A 14650-nucleotide genomic window follows, 5' to 3' on the forward strand; every position below is an offset into this window, starting at 1 on the left:
TTTATATGTCACTGAGATGTATATTAGGTAGCCCCGGGACAGGAAAAACGACGTATTGCCATGAAGAAATCATTAAAAAGCTCAAGGAAAATCCGATGGGGAAACCTCTTATTTTACTTGTTCCAGAACAAATGACGTTTAGTACTGAATATTTATTAGCCAAAACACCAGATCTTGGTGGGATGACTCGACTCAATGTCTATAGTTTTCCTCGACTTGCCCTTCGAGTACTTCAACAATCAGGAGGAGCGGCTAGATATCACTTGACTTCTGTCGGAGTAAGTATGCTTCTTAGAAAAATTGTAGAGCAACATAAAGGCAAACTACGTCTTTATAAAAAGGCGGCCGATCAACATGGCTTTTTCGATCAGCTTCATACAGCCATCACGGAGTTTAAGCGCTATTGTATTTCCCCTGAGGAATTACATAATAAGGCTGTAGGCTTTGTCTCAGAAGAACAAAATGATGTTTTGCTTCAAGATAAATTAGCTGATTTGCAGCTTATTTATTCTGAATTAGAAAAAGCGATATTCGATAAATTCATAGATAGTGAAGATTATCTTCAACTTTTAACAGATAAAATAAAAGAAACACCATTTTTAAAAGATACCGAAGTTTGGATTGATGGCTTTGATGTTATGACGCCGCAAGAACGACAAGTCGTTACCGAGCTCATGGTACATACAGAACGAACCACAGTAACGCTTAGTCTCGATCAAGAATATGACTTGTTGCCACATCCCTTATCTGTATATCAACAACCAGCGAGACTCTATAAACAGATAAAAGAGCAGGCTTTAGATAATCAAGTTGAGATAGAATCCAATGTTTATTTAACAGAGTATCGGCGTAGTCAAAAAAGTGGATTGCGTCATCTCGCTCTTCAATATAACGAACGTCCTTACTTACCGATTACAGATTATGATGGAATAACACTACTTGAGGCTACGAACCGGCGTGAAGAAATCGAGTTAGCAGCAAGACGAATTTTAACTTTTGTCCGTGATGAGGGTTTACGTTATAGAGACATTTCTGTGTTTATTCGCGATTTATCGAGTTATAGTGAAATGATACGAACCATTTTTGGAGATTACCAAATTCCTATTTTCATTGACCAAAAACGTTCAATGTGTCATCATCCGTTGATCGAATTTATTCGGTCGGCACTTGAAGTTATACAGAAAAACTGGCGCTATGACGCCGTTTTTAGATGTGTCAAAACCGATATGCTGTTTTCTTATGAGGGAAGTCGATTTGAACAGCGTGAAGAGATGGATATTCTCGAAAACTATGTGATTGCACATGGAATCTATGGAAAGAAATGGACAAGCAGAGATCCTTGGCTATATCAAAGATATCAAGACTTAGACCGTGACATGCCAAAGACAAAAGAAGATGTAGAGGCTGAAAAACGTCTGAATCGTGTTCGTTTACAAGTCGCTCGGCCACTTCAATCTCTTCAAGAACAGATGAAAAAAGCCCCTACTATTCAAGATAAATGTACTGCATTGTATAAATTTCTGATGGATCTTTTTGTACCTGAAAAAATTGAACGTTTGAGAAGAGAGGCCGAGGCGGAAGGTAGACTCGAAGATGCTATGGAGCATCGTCAAGTATGGAAAGCGGTCATGGATTTAATGGATCAAATGGTTGAAGCTACAGGAGAAGAGAGGGTTTCTTTATCTTTATTCAACAAAATGATCGAAACGGGACTGGATACCCTAGAGTTTGCTCTTGTTCCACCTGCCATTGATCAAGTTGTGGTAGGCAGCTTGGACCGTTCACGTCCGATTAATATTAAAGTCGCTTTTATTCTTGGAATAAATGAGGGGATATTACCAGCAAAACCGACAGAGGATGGCATTTTATCAGATCAAGATCGAATTCTACTGCAAAATGAGGATGTCATTTTATCCGAAGGTACTGATGAGCAAATAATGAATGAAGAGTATTACTTTTTTAGAGGACTGACTTGCCCAAGTGATGAACTGATTCTATCTTACCCGCTTGCAAATGAAGAGGGGCAGGGACTCCTACCATCTCCTTTTATTCATCGCTTAAAGCATTTATTTCCTACTTTAACGGAAAAACTCATTCATTCAGAACCACAAACACTATTGGATGAAGATCATTTGCCTTTTGTCACACGCCCGAATAAAACGTTGGCCTATCTAGCCGGTGGATTACGTGAGTGGTTACGTGGTTACCCTCTTCAAAATGTCTGGTGGAATACGTACAATTGGTACATGGAAACACCCGATTGGAAAGATAAATGTAGGCATATGATCAGCAGTTTATTTTATCGGAATCAAGCGTCTATTAAACCGGAAACAGCGAAACAGTTATATGGAGAAACCATAAGAGCAAGTGTCTCTAGGATGGAATTATTTAATGCCTGTCCATTTGCACAATTTGCTTCTTACGGGTTAAAACTTAAAGAACGCAGTATGTTTCGATTAGAAGCTCCGGATATTGGTCAACTTTTTCATTCAGCGTTAAGAATCATGACAGACCAGATCATGCGACAACATAAATCTTGGGCAGATCTCACAGAGAAAGCTTGTGAACAACTGGCTGAAGAGGTCGTTACTACGCTTGCACCCAAATTGCAGCGGCAAATATTAATGAGCTCAAATAGACATCACTATTTACAACATAAATTAAGTCAAGTCGTTGCCCGTGTAGCTAAAGTGATGAGTTCACATGCTAAGAGGAGTGGTTTCTCACCCGTCGGTTTAGAATTACCCTTCGGACCGAACCAACCCTTACCGCCATTAACATTTGAACTACCAAACGGTTGTAAAATGGAAATTATTGGACGAATTGATCGAGTGGACCGAGGCTCGAATGACCAAGGTGTCTTACTGAGAATCATTGATTATAAATCTAGCAGTAAAGATTTAAGTATGACAGAGGTTTATTATGGATTAGCCTTGCAGATGTTAACGTATTTAGATGTGATCATCACAAACTCAAAAGCTTGGCTTGGGGAAGAAGCCATGCCTGCAGGTGTTCTCTATTTTCATGTACATGACCCACTTTTATCCATAAATGAGCCTTTAACGGATGAAGCCATTGAGAAAACCATTCTAAAAGATTTTAAAATGAAGGGATTAGTCTTGTCGGAAGAATCGGTTGTAAGAGAAATGGACACAACGTTAACGACCGGATATTCAGATCTTCTTCCATTAGCTTTGAAAAAAAATGGTGAATTTTACTCTTCCTCTTCAGTTGCAAGTACTGAGGCTTTTGATGCTATGAAGACACATGTCAGAGAAGTCATTCAAAAGGTGGGGACGGACTTAACGAATGGTCAAGTCGATATCTCACCTTATCGTCTTAATGATCGTACGCCGTGCGATTTCTGTTCATTCCGGTCTGTTTGCCAATTTGATCAATCGCAAAAGGACAATAACTACCGTCTTTTGAAAAAACAAAAAGATGAAGAGATTATGAAACAACTATTGAAAGGAGAAAGCCATGAATAACACGTCGATCGTAAAACCGACAAATAGTCAATGGACGGATGAACAATGGCAAGCGATCACAGAACATGGACAAGATATTTTAGTTGCAGCAGCAGCAGGATCAGGTAAAACAGCCGTTTTAGTCGAGCGGATAATTAAAAAAATGACGGATGCTGAAAATCCAGTTAATGTGGATCAATTATTAATTGTGACTTTCACAAATGCCGCTGCAGCCGAAATGCGATCACGTATTAGTCAGGCGATTGATGAGGCGTTATTAAAGGATCCAAGTTCGCTATTTTTAAGACGACAACAAGCCTTGTTAGGTAAGGCTTCGATTATGACGTGCCATGCTTTCTGTATGTCTGTGATTAAAAAATATTATTATATGCTGGATCTTGATCCTAATTTTCGGCTGCTTGATCAAACAGAAGCCGCATTAATTAAAGACGATATTTTAAACGACTTATTTGAAGACTATTACGCAAATGGTCAAGATAATGGTTTTTTTGATCTTGTTGATCGTTATTCAGGTGATCGTAATGATGCTTATATTCAAGATCTTATTTTAAAATTACATGATTTCTCACGAAGTCATCCTTGGCCTAATAAGTGGTTAAATGAAATGGCTGCTTCTTATCACGTTCAAGCTGGAACTCAAGTTGATTCGTTTTCGTTTACACCAGATCTCATAAAAATCGTCAAACATAAACTTATTGGAATGATGAAGCGACTTGGTCAAGCAGACGAACTCATACAAAGTCCTGGTGGCCCTGCACCTTATGGTGAAACGATTCAAGCAGATCGAGTTATGATTGATCAATTAATGACTCATATAAATGAAAGCTGGGAAGACATTTATCAAGCTTTTCAAAGTGTCTCTTTTACTAAATTGAAAAGTTGCCGAGATAAAACGATCGATGATGATTTGAAGGATCAGGTTAAAACCATTAGAGAACAAGTGAAAAAAGAACTCACGACACTTAAAAATGAGTGGTTCAGCCGATCTCCAGAATCCTTTCTAAATGATATGAAAGAAATGGCGCCTTCAGTTGAATTGCTTGTCAAACTGATACAAGATTTTGATGATCGTTATCAATCAATTAAACGTGAGCGAGGCGTTGCAGACTTTTCTGATCTTGAACATGATTGTCTGAAGATTTTAAGATCCGCCGAATCAGAGCCTGGTAAAGAAATTCCATCTGTCGTAGCAGAACAGTTTCGCTCATTATTTAATGAAGTTCTTGTTGATGAATATCAAGATACCAACCTTGTTCAAGAAACCATTATCAAGTTAGTATCTGGAGGAGCGTCAGAGCAAGGTCATCTTTTTATGGTAGGAGATGTTAAACAGAGTATTTATCGCTTTCGATTAGCCGAACCAGGTTTATTTATTAACAAATATAAACAATACTCAGGTCAAAAAGAAAATCCCAACGGATTAAAAATTGATCTTTCAAGAAATTTCAGAAGCCGTCAAAACATTCTAACGAGCACCAATTTTATCTTTCGTCAAATCATGAACGAAGAGGTTGGTGACGTCGATTACGACGATGCTGCGGAACTTAAATTTGGTGCTAAAGATTATCCCGAGGGGGATGAACCAACGGAATTGATTTTAATTGATCGTGAACATGGCGATGAAGAGTTAGAAGATGATGATCAAATCAATGAAATCAGTGCAACGGAATTAGAAGGTTATCAAATTGCGAAAAAGATCAAGCAGATGATTGACCGAGGCTATCCGATTTATGATCGGAAAAAGAAGACGAGTAGACCCATTCAGTATCGGGATATAGTCATCTTGATGCGTTCCACTCACAAATCAGCTCCTTTAATGCTTGATATATTAAAGGAAGCCGGCATTCCTGCGTATGCAGAATTATCAACAGGCTATTTCGATGCAACAGAAATTCTCGTGATGTTATCTGTCCTTCAAATCATCGACAACCCATACCAAGATATCCCGCTTGTGAGTGTTCTAAGGTCTCCAATCGTTGGGCTAAATGGAGATGAATTAACGACACTACGATTACACGAAAAAGATAACCTTCACTATTATGAAGCTGTAAAAAAATATGCTGAAGAGGAAAATACAGAGTTAGCCCAAAAAATGCGGACCTTTCTAAATCAACTTGGGTCTTGGCGTTCAATGAGTAAAGCACATGCTGTAAGTGAACTCATTTGGCAGATTTACCGGGATACCGGTTACTATGATTTTGTGGCTGGATTTATCGGGGGGTCTGAAAGGCAGGCCTATCTCAGAGCATTATACGATCGTGCGAGGGTTTACGAAAAGACCTCTTTCAGAGGATTATTTCGTTTTCTTAAATTTATAGAAAGAATGCGTGACCGTGGGGATGATTTAGGTGCAGCTAAAGCGCTAAGTGAACAAGAAGATGTCGTGCGGATCATGACGATCCACAAAAGTAAAGGACTCGAATTTCCGGTCGTTTTTGTAGCAGGCTTAACAAAACGTTTTAACATGCAAGATTTAAACCAACGAGCTCTCCTCCATAAACAATTAGGATTTGGAACAAGATACATTGATCCCGTAAAGCGAATCAGTTTACCAACGCTTCCTTTTATTGCTATAAAGCAAAAACTAGCAGAAGAAATGCTTGCAGAGGAAATGAGAATATTATATGTTGCCTTGACGCGTGCTAAAGAAAAACTCATTTTAGTTTCAGCTTTAAAGGACGTTGAGAAAACCATTAATTCTTGGAAAGAGGCGTTATTTGAAAAAGAGTGGATTTTGCCAACTCACATAAGGAACAAAGCCAAAACATACCTCGACTGGATTGGCCCTGCTATCATGAGGCACCAAGACGCTAGCGTTTTCCACGACATTGTAGGTGAAGATGTCTTGAAGACAGCGATTTCGCTTGACCCATCGATATGGGATATTAAGATTGTCTTAGCTTCCACTATTGATGCCCATCCTATCCAAGCGATTGACCATGTAAGGTTAAACAAAGTACGTCAAGGCGAATCTGTCAGTGTATCAAATGAATGGAAACAAGCAGTGGAAGAAAGGTTGAACTGGGTGTATCCATACCAACATTCAGAAAAAGCAATGGCAAAGCAAACCGTTACAGAAATAAAAACCCAACAAACGTATTTTAGTGAAGGTGCAGCAGATCATTTGTTAGACCCATCGGATAAAGGGATCAGTGTTGATCGACCAAGATTTATGCAACAAGGGAAGTTGTCGGCAACAGAAAAAGGAACAGCACTCCATGTGATGATGCAACACATGGATTTAGCGATTAATCTGACACCAGAAACCATAAAAATGCAAGGTAAGAGACTTGTAGAAAAAGAGATCTTAACCATCGAACAAGAAGAGAGTTTAGATTATCTGGCCATCGCAAAATTTTTCACCTCACCAATTGGATTAAAAGTGCTTCATGCACAAAATGTCGTTCGAGAATGTGCATTTAGCTATATTTTAGATGCAAAAGAAGTTTATCCAGGTTGGAATGATGATTGTGAGGAAGGTGTGATCGTCCAAGGGGTGGTTGATTGCATCATTATTGACGACGATGGGATGACACTATTAGACTACAAAACAGATAAAATCACATCACGCTATCCAACGGAAACTGAGGCAAAAGCCGAATTAATTAAACGTTATAAACTACAGTTAAATCTATATAAAAAAGCAATTGAAAAGATTTGGAAACGGAAGGTTAATCGAATGGGTCTCTATGCCTTTGATGGAGGCTACTTTGTAGAAATAGAAGAAGGTGAAAAGCCATGAGAATTTTGCATACGGCCGATTGGCATCTTGGAAAAACATTAGAGGGTCGATCAAGACAAAATGAACAGGAAGCCGTCATGGATGAAATCTGCCAAATTGCGGATGATCAAAAGGTTGATGCCATTATCATGGCGGGGGATGTCTATGATACGGTCAACCCGCCAGCTGTTTCTGAAAGCTTATTTTATGAAACGGCTCATAAACTATCAAATGAAGGGTCCAGGCCCTTAATCGTGATCTCTGGAAATCACGATAGTCCAGAACGTATTCAAGCAAGTAGCCCATTAGCTTCATATCAAGGTATCACGCTTGTTGGGCACCCTATTGATCATCTTATAAAAATAAAGATTCCGAATAGACAAATGCATCTCAATATTAGTGCCATCCCGTATCCATCCGAATCTCGATTAAATGAAGTTTTGAGTCTATCAAATGATGATGAGCATATACAAGATGCCTATAATGATCGACTTCACACTCTATTTAAAGAACATGCGAAATCTTTCCAAAAGGAAGCTGTCAACATTATGATGAGCCATTTATTCGTTGCTGGGGGAAAGGAATCGGATTCAGAAAGACCAATTCAAGTTGGCGGGGCTTATACTGTCTCGCCACAAGCTTTTCCAAAAACAGCCCAATACGTGGCACTTGGTCACCTGCATCGTCCACAAACCTTGAAACATAGCAGTGCATTAACACGCTATGCAGGATCACCGCTAGCCTATAGTTTTTCCGAAGCCAATCAACCGAAATCGGTGACCATACTAGACGTAGAACCTGGTGAAAAAGCAACAATGAATGAAATTTATTTATCCAGTGGGAAGCCCCTTGTTAAGTGGAGAGCTAAAAATGGACTAAATGAAATACATCACTGGCTTGACGAAGGAAGAGACTCCCACTCGTGGATTGATTTGGAAATTCAATTATCGGAAGCTTTAAGCATTCATGATATACAGAAAATAAGAAAACTCCATGATGGCATTGTTAATATTAGGCCAATTTATCTGAACGATATCGAACAAGAGGAACGTTTGGAACGCATGGGACTGCCGATTCACGAATTGTTTATTCGTTTCTTTAAACAGCAAACGAACGGTGCTGAACCGAGCCCAGAATTGCTCCAACTTTTTTTAGAATTGATTAACGAGAACTATGACGAAGCCATATTAGAGGTAGCTGCAGGGAGAGATGAAAAATGAAACCAAAACAGCTGATGCTTCGTGGATTGAACAGTTTTCGAGAGGAACAGACGATTGATTTTGACATGCTCTGTGCGGATGGGATATTTGGGATTTTTGGTCCAACAGGCAGTGGAAAGTCATCTTTGTTAGATGCCATCACGCTTGCCTTATATGGAAAAGTTGAAAGAGCCGCTAAGAATACACAAGGCATATTGAATCATGCAGAAGACAAGCTGCAAGTCGGATTTACTTTTGAGATGGGAGGGGCTAACCCTACCATTTATCGTGTTGAAAGAATGTATAAAAGAACGAAAGATAATGGATTAAAGATTGGAAGCTGTCGATTGTTAAAATACGGGGAATCGGCGGAAGTCTTAGCAGATAAAGAGCGAGATGTCACACAGGGCATTCAAGATATTTTAGGCTTGACTCACGACGATTTTACTCGTGCGGTTGTCTTGCCACAAGGTAAATTTGCTGAATTTTTATCTTTAAAAGGTGCCGAGAGACGAAAAATGCTGCAACGCTTATTTCATCTCGAACGTTATGGCGATGAAATGATCGAGAAGTTAAAAAAAAGATTAACCGCATTTGACCAAAGATTAAGTGAAATAGTGGCTGAAGAGCAAGGACTTGGCGATGCGTCAAAGGAAACCCTCGTAAAACTTCAAAAGGAATATAACCTGTTAACAAAACAGGTGGATGAATCCAATCGAAAAAATAAGGATACCGAGACAAAACTCGAAGAACTTAAAAAGTTATGGCAGTTGCAAAAAGATTGGAATCAAAACTATCATGAATTAGAAGAAATGATTCGGCAAGATACAGAGATGCAAGCCCTAAAGCTGCAAGTTAAACAGGCTGAACAAGCGATTCAAATGATGCCCATATATGAAGCTTGGCGAGAGTCTGAGGCTTCAGTTAAAGAAGTAAAGGAAACAGTAAAAGAACAGGAGAGATTGTTCCATCACATTCAGCAAGAAGAAAATAGGATCATTCAGCTATTAGAAACTGCAAAGCAGAAGCAAGTTGATCAAGAGCCCATCCTTCAGCAAAAGAAAACGATCGCTGAAGAAGGCTTGAACATTTTAGAAAAACTTCAGGAAATGAAACCAGAACTAGCAATAAAACAAACGGCAGTTAATGAATTAATGATAAATATAAAACAAAAGAAGCGTGTCCTTGATGAAGAACTGAGCCAACATGAGGCGTTGATATCTAAGCGAAAAGAACTACAACATATTTTAAACGAGAACAAAATAGATCACTCTTATCGGACTATTATCCAGCAGGCTTTAAGTGAGAAGAAAGATATTCAATATTTAAATGAAAAACTAGAAGGTTTACGTCAAGAATGGGTTCAACAACATCGGCAATGCGTTAAGAGTGAAGACATACTAAAAAACGGTCATTCCAAATCTAATCAATTAAAGGAAAAAGCAAGAAGGTTATTTAGTAGCCAAGAGGTCCTTTATCATAAAGTGGTGAAATCAGAACAGCAGGCTGTAAAACTACAAGATTTCATGTCAAACCGGTTAAATGAAGAACGGTTGCATTTAATGGAAGCGTATAAACAAAAAGCTTCACTTAACCTAGTGCATGATCTTCAGGAAGGGTCTGCTTGTCCAGTATGTGGTTCGACGCATCATCCGAATCCAGCTAAGAAAACAAAAATTGAGAGTGAAGACATTATTGTTTCAAAAATAAACAGGTACGAAAAATTCTTGGACAACTTGGCGAAATCATCGAATCGTCTTGAAAATTATAAAATACAATGTGAATCTCATGCGGCTAATTTAATGATGATATTAGACGAAAATGAAGTTCCAATGATGTCGAAGTACGATAAGGAAGAGAATGACCCTCAGCAATTAATGGATTCCAACTCAATAGAAAAATTAATGGAACAACACATATTAGACGTCAAAGCGTATTATCAAGATTTGATTGAACTCAAAGAACAAATAGAGAAGGTAATAGAAAGTAAAAAGAAGAATGACGTGGAGCAATCTAAGGGTCACTCTGAATTTGAATTTTATCTTAACAAACAAAAGGAATTAGAAGAAAAAGCGGCTCAAATAAAACAAGAAATAGAAGAAAAAAAGAAGTCTTGGTCTCCTTCTTATCCCCCTCTCGAAGAAATTGAGGAAAAAGAGGAATCTATTAAGCGAGCAGATCAAAAAGTTGAAAAATATGAAGAACAACTTAATCATGTCTTTACAAAGCAAGATGAAATTGAAGAAAAAATAAAGAAACTTTCCGAAGAAGTCCATCAGGATGAACAAAAAGAGGCTTCATATAAAGCTCAACTAGATTCATTAACGAAAACTCAGCAGGATTTAATTCAAAGTCTATCAAAATTGAATTTTGATGAAAATACAGACCTCCATGCCTACCTCCAAAACATACTGCAAAAAATGGAGACGCTTCTATCTGATCGAACTAAATTCGAGGAATTACTTAAGAAAACACAAGAAGATCGATTTGAAAAAGAAAAAACGAAAGAGAAAGGTCTAACTCGATTAGCCCAAATCGAATTACAAGAACAAAAGACAAAGGAACGATGGGACGAAGTTTATCAATTATCCATCTTCAATACTCTGGATGCCTTTCTGAATGCCTACGCTGAAGAGGCAAAAGTTAAGGCTTGGGTTCAGAAGCTAGAGGTGTATGAGCGAAGAAAAGAAAAGTTAACAAGTGACTTGCAAGATATTGAGAAGAAGTTGTCTGGACGACAAGTGACTGAAGAAGCGGTAGTAAAATTGGAGAGCCAAGCTGAAGCATTAAAAGAGAGGTATCATACTCTTCTTGAAGAACGTGCGGCTTGTGGCAAGGAAAAGAACATAATAGAAAAAAATCATCAGCGTTTTGTCACTCTTGAAGAAGAGAAACACTCATGTGAAAAAGAAATCACAAAACTGAAGACGCTGCAACAAATTTTTAGAGGTAATGGATTTGTAGAATTTGTCGCAGAAGAACAGCTGCATCAAGTTTGTATTGCCGCATCAAGAAGACTTGGTGATTTAACACATGGTCGCTACGCACTTGAAGTCGATACGGCTGGAGGTTTTATTATTCGAGATGATGCAAATGGAGGCATAAGAAGACCTGTTTCAACCCTGTCTGGTGGTGAAACATTTTTGACCTCATTAGCCTTGGCCTTATCATTATCCGAGCAAATTCAGCTAACAGGTGACGTACCACTACAGTTTTTCTTTTTAGACGAAGGGTTTGGAACACTCGATCCTGAATTGTTAGATACGGTTGTCACCTCTCTTGAAAAGCTTCATATGAACCGTTTATCAATCGGCGTGATCAGTCATGTTCCGGAATTACGGGCCAGATTACCAAGAAAACTCATCGTTGAACCTGCAAAACCTTCTGGTGAAGGAAGTACGGTTCACCTTGAACTTCTATAAATTATGATAAAGTTAGAAAAAGTGCATCTTTTTGGATGCACTTTTTCTGCTATCAACATTAGTATTGTTGTCTGTGATTGTCTTGGCTTAGCCACGAGACAGCAAAATCAACCGCCTTTTTTTGCGGAAAAAAAATGGCGGCAGCTGACCCGATTTTTCCGTGTATAACTGCATTCGGGAAACTTTTCTCAAAAGCATATCCAATTTTAGAAAAACTATCGTGTGGATCAAGTTCAATATCGTGATAATCAACCCACCGACGCTTCCCATCTATTAGAACAGGGGAGCCCTTTTTTAATTTTTTTCGACCACCATATCGATATTCAGACAAATGAAAGGACGTGTTATTGTCATAACCAACACCCAATAACAGTACATGGGCATCACTCTGATATAGCTTAGCTAGAGGAGAATGATCGCCAAGTCCATAGTCCAAACTATGATTTTCTATTATATATTTAGCCTTTTTTCCCCATGCAGCAAAAGAGTAAAGTGGATGGTAGCTCCTCAAAACGTTAGGGAAGGTTCTAAATGTTTCTACGATTCTTCCCATGAAATAGGTAGGCGTGATATCAGGGTCAAACCCAGGCATGGTATCGCGTACGATTTGAATCCAATTTTCTGGAACAGGTGGGTTAGTCCACGTTTCGGGATCACAATAATCAGCACTATGGGTTGGCATAACAAGCGTCCCTTCAGGGGTAATAACGTCCATCAGAGCTTGAACAACCGTTACAGGTCCGCCGGATACCCATCCAATCGAACGGAGTGACGAATGTACAATTATTGTCATACCAGGTTTAATACCTAATTTTATTAAATCTTGAGTTAACGACTCCCTGGTTCGAGGCATTTGACAAGAAAATTGTTGATCTAATGATTTACCCATGTTCATCCTCCATTAGAAATGAAGCTTTTTTTGCACCATAAAAGTTCTGACCTATTTATGGTCTTTATTTCATCCATCTGTAATTTTAACCTAAACGTTTGAACCTCTCAATTCGAATAATATAAATAAACTGTTTTAAACAAAAGATAAACCATTTAAATGACTAATGTTATCTATTTAACAAAATTATTGAACTTTTTGGTCTTTTTTATCTTTTATATCTAGTTTAATTTTATAGAGTAGATTATAGTTGTAGATAGAAGTAGCGTGATAGACACGTTTATCTCATCATGACAAGGGTTGAAAGGGAGGATTTTAATGACAAACTATTCTTTACTAAACTATATAAATGGGGAATGGACCGGCGAAGACTTAAAAAAAATCGAGGTGGTTAATCCGGCAACGGGTGAAAAAATTGGCTCAGTTCCATCTGCAGGAAAAGAAGAAGCCTTAGCAGCGATCAAAGGGGCAAATGCTGCTTTTCGTTCTTGGTCCGCACTTCCCGCAATTAAAAGAGCAGACTATTTATTCAAATTGCAAGAGATTATGCTTGATCGACAAGAGGAATTAGCTAAAATCATGACGCTGGAAAATGGAAAACCACTAAAAGAAGCAAGAGGTGAAGTTCTATATGCCACGTCATTTTTACAATGGTTTGGTGAAGAAGCGAGACGAATCTATGGACGAACCATACCAGGAAAAACAGAAAATCATCGAATGTCAGTCATAAAACAACCCGTTGGCGTCGTTGCAGCGATTACACCTTGGAATTTTCCAGCTGCCATGATTACACGTAAGATGGCTCCTGCCTTGGCAGCGGGATGCACCTTTATTGTGAAACCATCTGAACTGACCCCTTTATCGGCCTTGAAAATTGCTGAGTGTTGTGAGGAGGCGGGAATTCCAAAAGGCGTATTTAATGTTGTATGCGGAGATCCTAAGGGGATTGGGGAAGCGTTTATGACGGAAGATGTTGTGAGAAAAATTACATTTACAGGATCCACTGCAGTTGGTAAATTACTACTAAGACAAAGTGCTGATGGCGTTAAAAAAGCATCGATGGAACTCGGGGGTCATGCTCCATTCATTGTTTGTGACGATGCAGATGTCGATCTAGCAGTCGAAAATATTGTTGCGGCGAAGTTCCGAAATAGTGGACAAGTGTGTGTATCACCAAACCGATTGTATGTGCAATCTAGCATTTATGAGTCCTTCATTTCGAAATTTGCTGAGAAAGCAAAGTCATTAAAAGTCGGTAACGGTTTAGAAGAAGATGTGAATGTTGGCCCTCTTATTGAGAAAAAGGGCTATGAAAAGGTCGAACATCAAGTTCATGACGCTATTGAAAAAGGAGCGACATGTGTTCTAGGTGGAAAAGGAAGAGCAGAAAATGGGGCTTATTTTTATCAACCTACCATCCTTAAAGATGTTACAAGCGATATGGAAATTATGAATATTGAAACCTTTGGCCCTGTAGCACCTATTCAAAAGTTTGAGACCATTGATGAAGCGCTTGAGCTTGCTAATGATACACCATTTGGTCTTGCGGCTTATTTCTTTACTACGAATGTTTCGACCGGAACCAAGCTATCTGAGGGACTCGATTATGGAATCGTCGGATGGAATGATGCTCTTCCTTCAACTGCTGAAGCGCCTTTTGGGGGGATTAAACATAGCGGTCTAGGTTCTGAAGGAGGAACGGAAGGGATCGAAGAGTATCTTGAAACAAAATACATTTCGATGAAAATCTAAGAGAATACTGATTAATCAAAATAAACTTAGATGCCATGACATCTAAGTTTATTTTTATTACACTAGATTGGATTTAGAAGTTTCAAAACTATAAGTTAGATGGTATTATAAAATGAACAAAGATAGTCCATGATATGGGTAGTAATTATTGGCAAGGATCTATAACTACATAATAAGGA

6 protein-coding genes are annotated in these 14650 nt (G+C 38.6%); 5 read left to right on the forward strand and 1 reads right to left on the reverse strand.

Annotated features, from left to right (window positions below; genetic code table 11):
• Nucleotides 1–5: 5 nt before the first annotated feature.
• Genes addB through GMB86_RS00715 form a run of 4 tightly spaced genes read left to right on the forward strand, consistent with a single transcriptional unit; the run spans nt 6 to nt 11830 of the window.
• Nucleotides 6–3488 carry a helicase-exonuclease AddAB subunit AddB gene (addB, locus tag GMB86_RS00700; RefSeq protein ID WP_155215792.1) on the forward strand — a complete coding sequence of 1161 codons (3483 nt, stop codon included), beginning with the start codon at nt 6–8 and terminating at the stop codon, nt 3486–3488.
• On the forward strand, nt 3481–7230 hold the full coding sequence (gene addA, locus GMB86_RS00705; RefSeq protein ID WP_155215795.1) for a helicase-exonuclease AddAB subunit AddA: 3750 nt from the start codon (nt 3481–3483) through the stop codon (nt 7228–7230). Before addB ends, addA begins: the two co-directional genes overlap by 8 nt.
• Nucleotides 7227–8429 (forward strand): exonuclease SbcCD subunit D, encoded by a 1203-nt coding sequence (locus GMB86_RS00710; RefSeq protein WP_155215797.1) that lies wholly within the window; start codon nt 7227–7229, stop codon nt 8427–8429. Before addA ends, GMB86_RS00710 begins: the two co-directional genes overlap by 4 nt.
• Complete coding sequence (locus tag GMB86_RS00715) at nt 8426–11830, forward strand: AAA family ATPase (protein WP_155215799.1); 3405 nt, start codon at nt 8426–8428, stop codon at nt 11828–11830. Before GMB86_RS00710 ends, GMB86_RS00715 begins: the two co-directional genes overlap by 4 nt.
• A gap of 58 nt (nt 11831–11888) precedes the next feature.
• On the opposite strand, the gene GMB86_RS00720 is transcribed toward GMB86_RS00715, so the two are convergent.
• Nucleotides 11889–12719: an aminoglycoside N(3)-acetyltransferase gene (locus tag GMB86_RS00720; RefSeq protein ID WP_155215801.1), complete on the reverse strand. Its 831-nt coding sequence runs from the start codon at nt 12717–12719 to the stop codon at nt 11889–11891.
• A gap of 318 nt (nt 12720–13037) precedes the next feature.
• Between GMB86_RS00720 and GMB86_RS00725 the strand changes: the two genes are divergently transcribed.
• On the forward strand, nt 13038–14471 hold the full coding sequence (locus GMB86_RS00725) for an NAD-dependent succinate-semialdehyde dehydrogenase (protein WP_155215803.1): 1434 nt from the start codon (nt 13038–13040) through the stop codon (nt 14469–14471).
• Nucleotides 14472–14650 lie beyond the last annotated feature (179 nt).

Origin of the sequence: Terrilactibacillus tamarindi, assembly GCF_009718825.1 — a bacterium.
GTDB classification, from domain to species: domain Bacteria; phylum Bacillota; class Bacilli; order Bacillales; family Sporolactobacillaceae; genus Terrilactibacillus; species Terrilactibacillus tamarindi.